At 61.7% G+C, this 15,470-nt stretch carries 12 protein-coding genes and 1 pseudogene; 9 read left to right on the top strand and 4 right to left on the bottom strand.

Annotated elements, in window-relative coordinates; genetic code table 11:
* Positions 1-454: 454 nt before the first annotated feature.
* Positions 455-1,780, bottom strand: coding sequence for a PLP-dependent aminotransferase family protein (locus CER19_RS27130; protein WP_116668631.1), 1,326 nt, complete (start codon positions 1,778-1,780; stop codon positions 455-457).
* An 89-nt stretch (positions 1,781-1,869) separates the two neighbouring features.
* Between CER19_RS27130 and CER19_RS27125 the strand changes: the two genes are divergently transcribed.
* From CER19_RS27125 to yghX, 3 genes are read left to right on the top strand one after another with little or no spacing between them, the layout of a single operon-like run.
* On the top strand, positions 1,870-2,760 hold the full coding sequence (locus tag CER19_RS27125) for a DMT family transporter (protein ID WP_116668630.1): 891 nt from the start codon (positions 1,870-1,872) through the stop codon (positions 2,758-2,760).
* A gap of 51 nt (positions 2,761-2,811) precedes the next feature.
* A complete protein-coding gene (locus CER19_RS27120; RefSeq protein WP_032892109.1) occupies positions 2,812-3,306 on the top strand; it encodes a PaaI family thioesterase in 495 nt (164 codons plus the stop codon).
* A gap of 44 nt (positions 3,307-3,350) precedes the next feature.
* Positions 3,351-4,238 (top strand): YghX family hydrolase, encoded by an 888-nt coding sequence (gene yghX, locus CER19_RS27115; protein ID WP_116668629.1) that lies wholly within the window; start codon positions 3,351-3,353, stop codon positions 4,236-4,238.
* Positions 4,239-4,361: 123 nt separating this feature from the next.
* On the opposite strand, the gene CER19_RS27105 is transcribed toward yghX, so the two are convergent.
* Positions 4,362-5,234, bottom strand: coding sequence for a LysR family transcriptional regulator (locus CER19_RS27105; protein ID WP_116668627.1), 873 nt, complete (start codon positions 5,232-5,234; stop codon positions 4,362-4,364).
* Positions 5,235-5,363: 129 nt separating this feature from the next.
* On the opposite strand from CER19_RS27105, the gene ampC reads away from it, so the two are divergent.
* The 3 genes from ampC (at position 5,364) to CER19_RS27090 (ending at position 7,710) form a co-directional block, all read left to right on the top strand.
* Positions 5,364-6,506, top strand: coding sequence for a class C beta-lactamase (gene ampC / locus CER19_RS27100; protein WP_116668626.1), 1,143 nt, complete (start codon positions 5,364-5,366; stop codon positions 6,504-6,506).
* A 113-nt stretch (positions 6,507-6,619) separates the two neighbouring features.
* On the top strand, positions 6,620-7,183 hold the full coding sequence (gene pnuC, locus CER19_RS27095; protein ID WP_116668625.1) for a nicotinamide riboside transporter PnuC: 564 nt from the start codon (positions 6,620-6,622) through the stop codon (positions 7,181-7,183).
* The gene (locus CER19_RS27090; RefSeq protein ID WP_116668624.1) at positions 7,180-7,710 is read left to right on the top strand and encodes an AAA family ATPase; all 531 of its coding nucleotides are present in this window, start codon (positions 7,180-7,182) and stop codon (positions 7,708-7,710) included. The genes pnuC and CER19_RS27090 overlap by 4 nt, the downstream gene beginning before the upstream one ends.
* A 111-nt stretch (positions 7,711-7,821) precedes the next feature.
* Here the strand turns inward: CER19_RS27090 and ggt are convergent, their stop codons facing one another.
* Positions 7,822-9,546: a gamma-glutamyltransferase gene (gene ggt, locus CER19_RS27085; RefSeq protein ID WP_116668623.1), complete on the bottom strand. Its 1,725-nt coding sequence runs from the start codon at positions 9,544-9,546 to the stop codon at positions 7,822-7,824.
* A 201-nt stretch (positions 9,547-9,747) separates the two neighbouring features.
* Between ggt and CER19_RS27080 the strand changes: the two genes are divergently transcribed.
* Both CER19_RS27080 and CER19_RS27075 read left to right on the top strand, forming a co-directional pair.
* Positions 9,748-10,893 (top strand): MalY/PatB family protein, encoded by a 1,146-nt coding sequence (locus CER19_RS27080; protein ID WP_116668622.1) that lies wholly within the window; start codon positions 9,748-9,750, stop codon positions 10,891-10,893.
* An 89-nt stretch (positions 10,894-10,982) separates the two neighbouring features.
* Positions 10,983-14,711, top strand: coding sequence for a dermonecrotic toxin domain-containing protein (locus CER19_RS27075; RefSeq protein ID WP_178088140.1), 3,729 nt, complete (start codon positions 10,983-10,985; stop codon positions 14,709-14,711).
* Positions 14,712-14,749: 38 nt separating this feature from the next.
* On the opposite strand, the gene CER19_RS27070 is transcribed toward CER19_RS27075, so the two are convergent.
* Positions 14,750-14,965 (bottom strand): molybdopterin-binding protein, encoded by a 216-nt coding sequence (locus CER19_RS27070; RefSeq protein ID WP_003173733.1) that lies wholly within the window; start codon positions 14,963-14,965, stop codon positions 14,750-14,752.
* A 355-nt stretch (positions 14,966-15,320) separates the two neighbouring features.
* Here CER19_RS27070 and CER19_RS27065 point away from each other — a divergent pair.
* Positions 15,321-15,470, top strand: a pseudogene (locus CER19_RS27065) (ribonucleotide-diphosphate reductase subunit beta); the annotation flags it as partial.

The raw sequence follows: 15,470 nt of genomic DNA, 5'->3' as shown, positions 1-15,470 counted from the left end.
TGATCTGCTTTTGATCTTGATCTCAGGCGCCCCGTTAAACCACGCTGGCCGCACGCAGGCTTGAATTCGTGGGTAACCCGGCAGGACGCCGGGTTAGCCGCCCCGCGCCATGGATGGCGCGTGGTGGCGGCCCACGGATTCAAGCCTGCGTTCGGGCACACCGAGCCTAGGCGAGGTGCCGAGTGGTTGGGCAAGAGCGTTTTGCTTACTTTTGCGCTGTTCAAAAGTGAGCCGCTGTAAAAGCGGAACCCTAAGTAGCCGTTACCGTAGGAATGGATATGTACTCGGTATTACGGTGTCGACTGTGAGGCCGTTTTCGCAGGCAAGCCAGCTCCCACAGTTGGATCATGGGGTGTCAGGTAGATAGGCGTCTCCTGGCAGGCCGCCATCGCAGGCAAGCCAGCTCCCACATTTTGCCCGTATTTCAAATCAAGCCCTGTGGCTAGGTCTTGACTCACCACGCCACCACCTTGCGCACCTTCACCAGCGCCTCACGCAGCGCCGCCATGGGCACCGAACCCAGGGCCAGGCGCAGTGCATGGGGCACCTGGGCCGAGACCGCGAACGGTTCGGCGGTTGAAACAGAGATGCCTGCGCGCTGCAAGGTCATGGCGACCTGATCGGCGCGGGCGTCTTGCGCCAACGGCAGCCACAGAAAGTAGGATGACGGGTGGCTGATGGTCTTCACACCGCTCAGCACCTGTGCCGCCAACGCCTGGCGAGCCTGGGCATCCGCGCGCTTTTGCGCCTCCAGTTGCGCCACCGTGCCGTCTTCGAGCCAGCCCACCGCAATCGCGCTCATCACCCCCGGCACGTTCCAGGTGGTGGCCATGATCGTGCGTTCCAGGCCGCTTACCCAAGCCATAGGCCCAGCGATAAAGCCCACGCGTAACCCGGTGGCGACACTCTTGGACAGCCCGCCGATGTACACCGTGCGCTCCGGTGCGAGGGTCGCCAAGGGTGGCGGCGCTTCTTCGGCGAGAAACGCATAGGCGCCATCCTCGATGATCATCAGGTTGTGCTGCCGGGCGAGTGCCACCAAGCGCTCGCGCTGCGCCAGGCTCATCACCCAGCCCAATGGGTTATGCAGGGTCGGCATGCTGTACACCGCTCGCACCGGGCGCTGGCGACACAGGCTGTGCAGGTGGCCCAGGTCCGGGCCGCTGGCGGTGACGGGGATGGCGACGATTTCCAGGTGCAGGGTTTCGGCCAGTACCTTGAAACCCGAATAGGTCAATGCATCCACCGCGACCACATCCCCAGGCTTGAGCAAGGTCATCATGCTCACCGCCAGGCCATGCTGGGCGCCGCTGACCACCAGCACCTGCTCGGCTGGCACCGTCAGCCCTCGGTTCAACAAGTGCCGGGCCACGGCGGCGCGCTCGTGCACACGCCCGGCATGGGGCTGGTAGCGCAGCAGCGCCTCCAGGTCGCCAGACAGGGCGAGTTGGCGCAACGCCGTGCGCAGCAGCTCGGCCTGACCCGGCAAAGACGGGTAGTTGAAATTCAGGTCAAGCAAACCCGCCGCAACCGTCATCTGCCCACTGCCCTGCCCCGGTGGCAAGGCAATCTCACGCACGAAGGTGCCGCGCCCGGTTTCGCCACTGACCAGGCCCATGGCTTCCAGCTCGCTGTACACCCGGCTGGCGGTGACCAGCGCCAGGCCATGCTCGGCGGCCAATTGCCGATGGGTAGGCAACCGCGTGCCGGGCTGCAATTGGCCGCTGCGGATGGCCTCGGCGAAGGTATCGACCAGCGTCTTGTAGCGCGCACGGGGCATAAGGATGTATCCATGACAATTTTTTGATTGTCTTAATCTTCAATCCTAGGATGCCCAGCACGCAACTGCCATTTTCGGACAGGTCCCCCATGGAACGCACTTCTCCCCTCGCCACTCTGGACAGCAGCACCCAGGGTTGGATCAACGGCTTTATCGGCGTAGTGATTTTCAGCGGCTCGCTGCCAGCCACGCGCCTGGCGGTCATGGAATTCGACCCGGTGTTCCTGACCATGATCCGCGCCACCCTCGCTGCACTACTGGGGCTGTGCCTGCTGGGGTTATTCAAGGAAAAACGCCCCACGCGCCAGCAATGGGCACCGCTGGTAATCGTCGCGCTTGGCGTGGTGATCGGCTTTCCACTGCTGACGGCCCTGGCCCTGCAGTACGTGACCTCGGCCCACTCCATCGTCTTTATCGGCCTGCTGCCACTGGCTACGGCGGTGTTCGGCGTGCTGCGCGGCGGTGAGCGGCCGAGGCCGGTGTTCTGGTTGTTTTCGATCCTGGGCAGCCTGCTGGTGATGGGTTATGCCGTTGCACAAGGTTTGAGCGCCGCACCCGCGGGCGATGTGCTGATGCTGTTGGCGGTGCTGGTGTGCGGCCTGGGGTATGCCGAAGGCGCCAAGCTGTCGCGCAGCCTGGGCGGCTGGCAGGTGATCTGCTGGGCGCTGGTGGTGTCGCTGCCGGTGGTGGCGCCCTTGAGCCTGCTGCTGGCGCCGTCCACCCTCAGCGGTATCAGTTTGCCGGCGTGGTTGAGCCTGGGCTATGTGGCGTTGTTCAGCATGTTGATCGGCTTTGTGTTCTGGTACCGCGGCCTGGCCCAGGGCGGGATTGCCGCGGTCGGCCAGTTGCAGTTGCTGCAACCGTTCTTCGGCCTGGCGCTGGCAGCGGGTTTGCTGCATGAACAGGTCAGCCTGGGCATGGTGCAGGTGACGGTGGCGGTGATCGGCTGCGTGGCCGGGGCGAAGAAGTTTGCTCGCTGACCCCTGGCCTGCTAAATAGAGGCGTCGCCCAAAAAATAACAAGGACTCTGCATGCACAGCGCTTCTCTCCAGGACACCACGGCGCCGGAAGGCATCTGCTACGGCTGCGGCAGCAGCAACCCCCATGGCCTGCACATCAAGAGCCGCTGGGATGACGATGGCGTGCACGTCATTGCCGAGCATCAACCCGAGGCTAAATACAGCGGCTGGCCAGACTTGGTCTACGGTGGCCTGATCGCCATGCTGGTGGACTGTCATTCCAACTGGACCGCCATGGCCTACCACTACCGCGCCGAACAGCGTGAACCTGGCAGCCTGCCGCGCATCGATTGCGTCACCGGTAATCTGGGGATCAAATTCATCAAGCCCACGCCCATGGGTGTTCCCCTGGTCCTGCGGGCTCGGGTCGAAGGCGAAGTCGGCCGCAAAAGCCGTGTGGTCTGCGAAGTGTATGCAGGCAGCGTGCTCACCGCCGTCGGCGACTCGGTGTTCGTGCGCGTCGACACCGGGCAACTGGCCGCTGCCGCCCATGGCCGCGAGGTTTGATCCTGGTCTACAGTGACGGCAACCGCTAATCGAGGACTGCACCGATGACTCGTCTGACCGCGAAAGACTTTGCTCCCGAACTGCTGGAACTCTACGACGGCTACGCCCACGGCAAGATCAACCGCCGCGAATTTCTCGACCGCGCCGCGCTGTTCACCCTCGGTGGCCTCACCGCTTCGGCATTGCTCGCGGCCCTGAGCCCCAATTACGCCCTGGCCGAACAGGTGAAGTTCACCGACCCGGATATCGTCGCCGACTACATCACCTACCCCTCGCCCAAAGGCAACGGCACCGTGCGCGGCTACCTGGTACGCCCAGCCAAGGCCGCAGGCAAGCTGCCCGCCGTGGTGGTGGTGCATGAAAATCGGGGCCTGAACCCCTATATCGAAGACGTCGCCCGACGCCTGGCCAAGGCCGGCTTTATCGCCCTGGCCCCGGACGGCCTGACCTCGGTGGGCGGCTACCCTGGCAATGATGAAAAAGGCGTGGCACTGCAACAGACCGTCGACCCGACCAAACTGATGAACGACTTCTTCGCCGCCATCGAATGGCTGATGCACCACGACAGCAGCACGGGCAAAGTCGGCATCACCGGGTTCTGTTATGGCGGTGGCGTGACCAATGCAGCGGCGGTGGCCTACCCGGAACTGGGCGCGGCAGTGTCGTTCTACGGGCGCCAACCCGACGCCAGGGATGTGCCGCGCATCAAGGCGCCGATCATGTTGCATTTCGGTGAGCTGGATACGCGCATCAATGAAGGCTGGCCAGCGTATGAGCAGGCATTGAAGACCGCAGGTACGACGTATGAGGCGTTTATCTACAAAGGCGCCAATCATGGTTTTCATAATGATTCGACGCCGCGCTATGACGAAGCAGCGGCGAACCTTGCCTGGGAACGCACCCTGGGATGGTTCCGCAAATACCTCGTGTAGGAGCGAGCTTGCTCGCGAAAAACGACAACGCTAACGCGGGTTTCCTGGATAGACGCGGCGCCTGGGAGTTTTTCGCGAGCAAGCTCGCTCCTACATAATATGGAGGCCTGCCCCCCAAAAATGTTATCCAACACTCGCCTGCAACCACCCCTTGAACGCCACCATCGCTGACGTCTCAGCCCGCGACTGCAAGCGCGTCAACCAATAGCTGCCGGTGGTGATGCCCACCTCGAACGGCTGGCGGATCACATCGTTCTCCAATTGCCGCGAGAACATACGGGCTGGCGCCAGTGCCACGCCGGCACCTTGCAACGCGGCCTCCATCATTGCCAGCGAGGAGTCGAACACCACGCTGCGCGGCACCCGGGTATCGCTGGGCAAACCGGCGGCCTGGAACCACAGGTTCCACTCATCGGCACGGTAGGAACGCAGCAAGGTATGCTTCAACACATCAGCCGGGTTGCGCAGTTGTTCGGCAATTTGCGGCACGCACAACACCGTCAACGGTGCCTCAAGCAACGGGCACGCATCGGTGCCGTGCCACGCGCCGGCGCCAAAGCGGATGGCATAATCCAGGCCCTCGGCGGCGACATCCACGCGGTTGTTGTGGGTGGACAAGCGCAAGTCGATCAACGGGTAGCGGCTGTGAAAATCCGCCAGGCGTGGCAACAACCAGCCCACCGCAAAGGTACCGACCGCCCCCACCGTCAGGACTTCGCGGTAATGGCCGCCTTCAAACTGATCCAAGGTCAGGGCGATACGGTCGAAGGCGTCACGCAGCACGGGCAGCAGGGATTCGCCTTCGCTGGTGAGCATCAGGCCCCGAGGCAGACGCTTGAACAGCGTGACGTTGAGTTGCGCTTCGAGACTTTTGACCTGATGACTGACCGCCGCTTGGGTCACGCATAACTCGATGGCCGCACGGGTGAAGCTCAAGTGGCGCGCCGACGCTTCGAAGGCGCGCAAGGCATTGAGCGGCAGGTGGGAACGCAGCATGGCATGACCCAAATTTTTCTAATGGCTGGTGCGAGATATCATCGTTTGCCCAGGCCCGGAAATCCACCTACATTTGCCACGCCTGCGCAGGCCACCATCGCCACTGCCTTATTTACATGGAAGCGAAGCATGAAACACACCGTGAAAAAATATGCGATTTCAGCCTTGCTGCTCGGAGCCGGCAGCTGCATGGCCGCCACCGATATGCGCCAGGTCGTGGACAGCCACGTCACCCCCTTGATGAAACAGCAAGGTATCCCCGGCCTGACGGTCGCGGTGGTCCAACACGGCAAGGTGCAATACTTTAATTACGGCGTCGCCGCCAAGGACACCCAGGCACCCGTCACCGAAAACACCCTGTTCGAAATCGGCTCGGTGAGCAAAACCTTCACAGCCACCCTCGGCGCTTATGCCCAAGCCATCGGCAAGCTAAAGCTCTCGGACATGGCCAGCCAACATCTGCCCGCCCTGGCCGGCAGTGCGTTCGAGCGCATCAGCCTGCTACAACTGGCGACCTATACCCCCGGCGGCCTGCCGCTGCAGTTTCCGGATGAGGCCGATAACGCCAGCACCATGCTCGGCTATTTCCAGCACTGGAAGCCCGCTTACGCCCCAGGTGAGCAGCGCTTGTATTCCAACCCCAGTATCGGCCTGTTCGGCTACCTGGCAGCGCAAAGCCTGGGCCAGCCGTTCAACGTCGCCATGGAGAAAAACCTGCTGCCCAAGCTTGGCCTGACCAACACTTATGTCAGCGTGCGCACCGACAAAGCCAGCCAATATGCCCAAGGCTATGACAACCAGCAAAAACCCGTGCGCGTCGGCCCCGGCGCCCTGGACAGCGAAGCCTACGGCCTCAAGACCAGCAGCCAAGACCTGGCCCGCTACGTGATCGCGAACCTGCACCCGCAAACCCTGGAGCAACCGCTGCAACAAGCCATTGCTACAACTCACACCGGCTACTACACCGTCAACGGCATGACCCAGGGCCTGGGCTGGGAACGCTACCCCTACCCCATCGCCCTGCAAGCGTTACTTGACGGCAACTCCACACCGATGGCGATGCAGCCGCACAAAGTCACCTGGCTCAAACCCGCCCAGGCGCAGCCTGCCAACGTGCTCTACAACAAAACCGGCTCCACCGGCGGTTTTGGCGCCTATGTGGCGTATGTACCCAGCAAGGACATGGGGGTGGTGATCCTCGCCAACAAAAACTACCCGAATGCCGAGCGGGTGAAAGTGGCCTATGCGATCTTGAGTGCGATGGATAACTGAAGCAGCAAACACCCCAAGGGCGGGGGTTTGCCTTAGAGTTCGCGGTGCACGTTTGAAGATCGCCGACCTCTAGGTACAATCACCGCCCTCTCCCACTCCCCCAAGGATCCGCCATGTCCGGGCTTGAACTGTTCGCCGCCGCCCTGGGGGTGATCGCCGTTTGGCTGACGGTCAAACAAAACCCCTGGTGCTGGCCCATCGGCCTGGTGATGGTGCTGCTCTACACCTGGGTTTTCTTTGAGGTCAAGCTCTACTCCGACATGCTCCTGCAAGTGGTCTACGCGGCCTTGCAGGTCTACGGCTGGTGGCAGTGGACCCGCGCCGGCGAGGTCAAGCAGGGCCGCCAGGTCACTAGCCTGGGCGTGCCGGCGATCATGGCCAGCCTGGCTGTTGGCGCCGTCGGCAGCCTGTTGCTGGGTGCCGCCATGGCCCATTGGACCGACGCTGCCCAGCCCTGGCTGGACGCCGCGCTCACCGGGTTCAGCCTGGTGGCGCAGATGTGGATGGCGCAAAAACGCGTGCAGTGCTGGGCATTATGGATCGTGGTGGATGTGATCTTCGTCGGCCTGTTCCTTTACAAAGGCCTCTACCTCACCGCCGCGCTCTACGCGCTGTTTACCGTGATTGCCGTGCAAGGTTGGCGCGAGTGGCGCGCCGACCCGGCGTTGCACGCATGAAAGTGGTGGTATTGGCAGGCCCCGAATCCAGTGGCAAGAGCTGGCTGGCGGCGCAGTTGCACGCGCACTTCGGCGGGGTGATGGGGGGGGAATATGTGCGGTACTTCATCGATCAGCATCAGCGCGACACCACCCTGGCGGATATCCCGGCCATCGCCGAAGGCCAGTTGGCCTGGGAGGATGCCGCCCGCGCCAAATGCCCCGCATTGCTGATCCTCGACACCCACCTGCTGACCAACAGGCTCTGGAGCCAGACCCTGTTCGGCGACTACCCCGGCTGGCTTGATGACGAACTCCTGGCGCGGCATTACGACCTGCACCTGCTGCTCTCCCCCGAAGACGTGGAATGGAGTGCCGACGGCCAGCGCTGCCAACCGGAACTGGCGGATCGCCGGGCGTTTTTCCAGGCCAGTCTGGAGTGGATGCAGGAGCATCAGCAGCAGGTGGTAGTGATTCGCGGGGATTGGGAGCAGCGCCGCCAGGCTGCATTTACCGCCGTCAAGCAGTTGCTCGCCCTCCCCCTGTAGGAGCGAGCTTGCTCGCGAAAAACCGGAGTGCGCCGCTGTGAATCAGGCACCCCGCGTTATCGTTAACGATCTTCGCGAGCAAGCTCGCTCCTACACCAACGGTGTGAAGCCTTAGTAACCCAACGACAAGCCCGTATTGCGCCGCGGATCGTTCGCCCCATAGAAACGGTTGTTACCCACCGGCTTGCCACCCAGGGACGGCGCGCCTACCAGAATCGCGGCCAGGTGGTTAGCATCTTGCGGGCCGGCGAACGTGTGGCCCCAGCTTTCGAGGATCTTCTGGGTGTCCGGGCTGACCGCAAAGGTCTCAAGGTTAGTGGTCTGCGGCATCCATTGCTGGTGGAAACGCGGCGCGTCCACGGCTTCCTGGATGTTCATCTTGTAGTCGATGACATTCAGGATGGTCAGCAAGGTAGCGGTAATAATGCGACTGCCCCCCGGTGTACCAACCACCATCACCGCCTTGCCGTCCTTGGTGACGATGGTCGGGCTCATCGACGACAGCGGCGCCTTGCCCGGTGCGATGGCGTTGGCTTCGCCCTGCACCAGCCCGTACATATTCGGTACGCCGACCTTGACGGTGAAGTCATCCATCTCATCGTTGAGGATCACCCCGGTCTTGCTCGCCATCACCCCGGCGCCAAACCAGTCGTTGAGGGTGTAGGTCACCGAGACCGCGTTACCCCATTTGTCGACGATGGAATAGTGGGTGGTGTTATTGCCTTCGTGGGGCGACACGCCCGGCTTGATCGCTTGGGAATCACCGGCCTTCTGCGGTTCGATCGCCGCGCGCAGCTTGGCCGCGTAGTTCTTGTCCAGCAGGTGCTCGATGGGGTTCTTCACGAAGTCCGGGTCACCGAGGTAGCTGTTGCGGTCCACGTAGGCGTGGCGCATCGCTTCGATCTGGTAGTGCAGGCCCTGGGCCGAGTGATAGCCCAGGTCGGCCATCGGGTAGCCTTCGAGGATGTTCATGATCTGGCAGATCACCACACCGCCCGAGCTGGGTGGCGGCGCCGAGACCACATGGTAGCCACGGTAGTCGCACTCGATGGGGGCCAATTCGCGGGTTTTGTAGGCGTCGAGGTCGGCCTGGGTGATGATGCCTTTGCCGGCCTGGCTGGAATCCACCACCGCCTTGGCGACCCAGCCTTTATAGAAACCGTCGGTGCCCTTGGCCGAGATTTCCTTGAGGGTCTTGGCCAGGTCCTTCTGTACCAGCTTCTGGCCTACCTGCATCGGCTCGCCGTTATGCAGGAAGATGCCACGCATATCCTGATCTTTTTCGAACTCACCGGTGGCGGTGTGCAACAGGTCGATATCGCCCTGCTCCAACGCAAAGCCGTTTTCCGCCAGCTGGATCGCCGGGGCAATCACCTGGGCGCGCTTGAGGGTGCCGTATTTGCTCAGGGCCAGCTCCATGCCGGACACCGTACCCGGTACGCCAACCGCCAAATGGCCTTTGGCGCTGAGGCCTTCGACCACATTGCCGGCCTTGTCGAGGTACATGTCGGCCGTCGCCGCCAACGGGGCTTTTTCGCGGAAGTCGAGGAAGGTCTTGCGCCCGTCCGCCAGTTGCACGGTCATGAAGCCGCCGCCGCCCAGGTTACCTGCGGCCGGGTACACCACCGCCAGTGCGTAACCTACCGCCACCGCCGCATCGACCGCGTTACCACCAGCCTTGAGCACATCGACACCCACGTGGGTTGCCAGGTGCTGGGCCGTTACCACCATGCCATTTTCACCCGCAACCGGGGCTTGGGAAGCTGCGTGCACACCGCTGACCGTCAATACCAGCGCGGTGGCAATCAAGGTGTGGCTGAAGGGTTGGTATTTCATCCATGGCTACTCTGATTATTGAGATGCACCAAAATAGCCCTTCGCTGATTCAATCCCCAGCGCAGTGGCGTTTTTATTACAGAACTTGTCGGTCACGGAACGCACGCCGCTGTGCTAGGCGGCAATCAGCTCTGGCCTATAAAATTAATGGCGCTAGAATCGGCGCCATTCTTTTACCGCCGCCCTGATACGAGCCTGTCCATGAGCTTTGATTTCGACACCCTCCACCCACGCTTCGATACCGGCAGTACTAAGTGGAGCCGTTACCCGCAAGACGTCCTGCCGATGTGGATCGCCGACATGGACATCGCCGCGCCGCCCGCCATCTTGCAAGCCCTGCACGCACGCCTCGACCAGCAGATTCTCGGCTACAGCGTGGCCGGCCAGGACGTGCGCGACGCTATCGTTGCTGACCTGTGGGCCAAGTACGCCTGGCGCGTACAGCCCGAAGAACTGCTGTTCCTGCCCGGCGTGGAGCCTGGCTTCAATATGGCCCTGCACGCCTTCGTCCAGCCTGGCCAGGCGGTGGTGCTGCAAACCCCCAACTATCGGCCGATTCGCCTGGCGCCCGGCAACTGGAACCTGCCACGCATTGAGGTGCCTTTCGAGCAGGTCAACGGCGAATTCCTCACGCCCCTGCCGGCGATGCGCCAAGCCCTAAACGGGGCCGGAGCCCTGTTGCTGAGTAACCCGCACAACCCCATCGGCAAAGTGTTTCCCCGTGAAGAGCTAATGGCAGTGGCCAATGCCTGCCTTGAAACCGGCGCATTGATCATCAGCGACGAAATCCACGCCGAGCTGTGCTTTGACGGCCGTCGCCACATCCCCACCGCCAGCCTCAGCCCAGAGATTGCCCAGCGCACCATTACACTGATGTCGGCGAGCAAGGCGTATAACGTGGCCGGCCTGAAGACCTGCTTCGCCGTGGTCCAGAACGCCGAGGTGCGCGAGCGCTTCAATCAGGCGCGCTGCGGCATGGTCGACAGCGTCAGCCCCCTGGGCCTGGAAGCCCCCCGCGCCGCCTACAGCGAATGCACCGACTGGCTCAGCGCGCTGGTGCAGTACCTGCAAGCCAACCGCGACTACCTGCTTGACGCGGTAAAAACCCGTCTGCCCGGCGTGGTGATGCATGCACCACAGGGCACCTTCCTGGCGTGGCTCGATTGCAGCGCATTGGGCCTGGAAGACCCGCAACGGTTCTTTCTGGAACAGGCCAAGGTGGGCCTGAGCGCAGGGCTCGAATTTGGCGATGACAGCCAGCAATTCGTGCGCCTGAACTTCGGTTGCCCACGGGCGATGCTGGAGGAAGGCGTGCAGCGCATGCAGATCAGCTTACAAAACCGCTGACGCTGGCCGGAACCGCATAGGAGGCTTTCAACACACACCAGGCTTAGCCGCCCGTTGTGCCATTGAAATCCTCCCGGAGCCGACCGCCGATGATCCTGCCGCCACGCCCCTTCTCGCCGACTGCCTGGAATTTCAAGCCCGCCGCCGACGATCCTCCTGCGCAATTGCCTGTTCACTCGGTGCAGCCTCTGCAATCCCCGCGCGAACCAACATTGACGCAATCGATAGCCCGCCAGAAAGCCCGCTACCGGCAACTGCTGCAAGCCACGCATGCTGCGTTGCCCAGGGTACGCGACGAAGCCAAACAATGGGCGCAAGCGATGGTCTTGAAGTTGACCGGCCTCAAGGTCGATGCCGACACCCTCTTCCTGAATCGCTTCCAGCAGGCACAAAGCGCCAATACCGTCACCGACTGGGAACATCTGGGGGAAGAGCCCACCGTTTCCCAAGCACTGCCGGATGCACTGTTGAGCAACTTCAACGAACACGACGCGCTCCCCGGCGTGCTTGACCAGCAAGCCGGCTTGTACACCGTGGGCCGCGGGCAAAGTACCCTAGGCGGCTATGGCGCCCATAACCAGTTTGCACTCGCGCCTTCCCAACTGATGCATGAAAGCTGGAAAAGCGACTTTCAGGCCCACATGACCGAAAAGCTCGAACGCTTCTGGCGCGACCATGGCGATGACTACCGAACCAGCCTGAAAGGCGAGTTCGTCTATCAGGCCCGCGAACAGCTCAAGGCCTACGAGCGTGCCTCACCCGCCGAGCGCCTGAAAATACCGGCCGAGCAACGCTTTACCCGTGATGACTACCGCCTGGTGATGGGCGCGGCCAGCAACCTGCCGCTGGATGAGAACCAGCCCCTCACCGTGGATCAACTGCGTGCGATGGCGCCAGTAGAAGGCCGGACACTCATCCACGTGTTCGATATCAACGGGCTTGCCGCTCACGACATCCTGCGTTTCACCGCCACTGATTACGGCAGCCACGGGCAATTACGTGATCGTCGAGACGGTGTGCAAGTCCTGTATATGCCAGGGCATAAGCCGGCTTTCCTGCGCTTTGATTCACTGGACGCGATGGACCAATGGGTGGCAGAGCAAGGCCGGCATGCCGATACGCGCAAGGCGCTGGAGTCGCACTTCTCCTTACGGGATCGACAGGACAGCGACCTGGGGTTCTGGAGCGATTTCAAGTCCTTCATCACCGGTGACACGCGCTCGAACAAAGGCGCGGACAGCGCCATTCGCTACCTGGCCAGCGGCTACTGGGACACAGTGGAAGGGACCGTTATCGACAGCGCCAATGTGCGCATTCACGGCGACGTGTTCAGCGTGATCAAAGACGCCACCCGCGAACGCATGTCCCGCGATGCAGACGTCATGATCAAGTCCAACAGCGAAGTCACCCGCGATACCTGGCTTAATGATTTGACGGTAGCCGCGGGCCTGGCGGCCAAGTTCGCAGTGATTGGCGAACCGGTCGCGGTCGGTTTCGCGGCGGCCACCGGCCTTGTAGAAGCCGAATTGGGTGTCGAGCAATCGATCACGGGCGACACGCAGGAAGAGCGAAAACATGGCAGCACTGCCGCACTGGATGGCGCGCTCAATGAGCTGTTTGCCATCGTGGGCGGTACCGTGAAGGAGCCTGCCTTTGAGCAACCGGCCACGATCCCCCTGACCCGCGAGCTTTTCAGCGACGGCCGGCAGGCGATGGTCATCGAACACCCGTTGAGTCCCAGTGCCTACACCCTGCCGCGGGCCAATGGCTATGACCTTGTGGACCGTGGTCGGGTATATCGCTACCTCAATACGAGACCTGGCGAGCTGACCGATCTGCAAGCAGCAGAACACGCCAAGCCCTTGGAGGACTTTGAGGCGCTTTGCCCTGTGCCCGCTCCGGGTGGGCGGGTGCGACGCGGCATCCAAGACGAGTGTTTCGTTAAACTCGTCGCCGACCTGCCCAAACCCGAACAACGCCTGCAGGCCCTGGAGCACGTGCGGTTGTTTCCGTCCAAGGCAGGGCTGTTCACGCGCGAGCGCACGGTGGTCTATGAAAAACGCCTGCACAAAATGGTCAAAGGCGACACCGGCCCCCAACTGGTGCCCGTCGCCAGCGGCGAACGCATCACTTACAAAGCACAAGTGCACGGCCAACTCGTTGACGACCCCGATTTCGGCTTTTACGCAGGCGATAGCGCCGACACGCTTGCTAAAGATACCCGGGTGGTCAAGCTCGGCAGCATCAGCAATGCCAGCAATGATCAGCGCCAGCTCAGAGGCGTGGTCGTCACCAGCGGCAGCCAGCGTTACCTGGTGGTAGAGGCAGACACCGCCGAGTTCTATTACGCACCGCTGGATAACACGCAGACGCGGGATATCCGGTTCAAGAAATGCGGGCCTCTAGAATTGAGCCTTGCACAAGGGTACCGCCAGTTTCTGAGTGCCAACCACGGTGTGCAGGCCCTGAATGCCGACTTTGTCGCGCTGGCTCCGCTCAAAAAAGCCTTCAAGCAGCTGCAGCGCGCAGGTTTTAGCAAAGCCGACATCGACGATTTGAAGCGCCACTGCAAGGGCATGAACCCTGAGCAGAAGCGCGAAGTGGTGTACCGGCTGCAGCAGGCCAACGCCATCGTGAAACCGGATGTGGCCTTGCGCCCCCATCGTGTTTCACCGTTGCAGACACCGGCTGGCTTTGAGCGTTGGCCAGAGAAACAGCAAAACCAGTTTTACGCGCAAAGTGCCAAAGACCGTGTGAGCCAAGCCCTCAAGGCCACTGGGCTGGGGCCTGGCAACCAGGTACATTCGGCCGCAGACCTGGCCAGGGCCGACGCGGCCACGCTCACCCTGGGCTGGTTGCGGCGCACCGCCAACCTGAAAGCCCCCAATGCCGGCGACTTGATCATGAAAACCGGCGCAGGCAATTGCGGCGAAATGGCCATCCTGGCCCGGGACCTCCTCAACAAAAGTGGTGCAAGGGCCGCCGAGTGGCAAGCCGGCGATGCACACGCCTTTACCGTGATCGGTGGCCCCCAAGGCCCTGCCCGCCCGACCCTGGACTTTTCCGAGCCAGCGTGGGCGAACGCCTGGATTGTCGACCCGTGGGCTGGCATCGCCTGCCCGGCGGCTGATTACACCCAGCAACTACACGCCACCATGGAGAAATGGGCCAAGGCCGGCTGGAAAATTCGTGACGGCATCAAGCGCAACATGAGCCCCCTGGACCCGGACTGGATGGACAGGCTCATCAACCAACCCAAACACCCCTACTGCGCTGAACCGCAGGCCGAGAAGCCAACGCCAATCCTGCCAAGGTTGCCGCTCAAGCCCGCCAATACCGTGCAGGTGGCCATGGGTGAAGCCACGACACTCACGAGCGGCAATGAAGCGCTCTGCACCCGCAGCCTGACCGACTGCTCGGCCATTGCGGTGCTCACCGACTGGGACGGTGCGCGTTACCAGGCCCGCACGCTGATGCACCTGACCGGCAGCAACCTGGAGCTGGGCCTGCGGGGCGGCAATACCCAAGCGCTGCTGGACCGATTGAACGCATCACTGAACAAAGGTGGGCAGGTCATCCTGGTAGGCGGGATCAATTCAGATTCAGTGCAAGGCATGGCCACCACCATCGGGCAATCGTTCCAGGGCGAACAACCGCTCAGGACACTGCTTCAAGCGCGGCCCGGCGTCAGCGTCACGCTGGCCAGCTCGCTGGGCATCACGGTTCATGCCGATGGTACGTTCGAGCTGATAGAAGGAACCGGCAAAGGTGTAGTGCCCGAGGATCAGGTCAGGGAGATCTTCAATCGAATTGACTGAGGTAGCTGCCCACCCCTTTCCCTGACCCTATTGGGCGTTTACAACTTGGCGATGGACACTTCAGTCGATTTCACGAAGGCAATCACTTCACTGCCCACCTTCAATTCCAGGTCACGCACCGAGCGCGTGGTAATCACCGACGTCACAATGCCCGAGGCGGTCTGCACGTCAATTTCCGACACCACTTCCCCCAGCAGAATCTCCTTGATCACACCTTTGAACTGGTTGCGCACGTTGATCGCTTTGATGGTCATGTCGGCTTTCCTTTTGGCTGTTGGGTCAATCCGCACGAATGCGCAGGCCCTCAAAATGCGCTGCCGGATAAAATATTAAAAGGAATAAATACCTATTTATTTATTCCATAACGACATATTAACAATTATGGGTCATGCCCAGGCCACCGCTGAATCTATATATGGCAGCGACCTATGACCGCACATCTTGTGCGTTGACCAACTTTGTTACACCCCATATAGTGTGCCCACAAACAGATCAGACCACTACATAGTGTGCAGCGCCGGTATTTACCGACCACACTACGCGCAGTATTTCAATGCCTTGTAGCCTGCAAAAACATTTATTTTTCGAGTACCAGGAAGGAGTATTTCCATGCTGAGTTGGGATGAAGTCGACAACGAAGACACCGGTGCAGCGGTGATCAAAGGCGCCAACGCCGGCCACGCCACCGAAGCCAACATGGACCGCCTCGACGGTGCCGGCGCCGCTGCCGCCGTGGAAGCCCGCGCCGTCACTGCCAAC

The organism is Pseudomonas sp. GL93, assembly GCF_003408955.1.
In the GTDB taxonomy this organism is placed as follows: domain Bacteria; phylum Pseudomonadota; class Gammaproteobacteria; order Pseudomonadales; family Pseudomonadaceae; genus Aquipseudomonas; species Aquipseudomonas paracarnis.
This window is presented reverse-complemented; position numbering and strand designations above follow the sequence as displayed.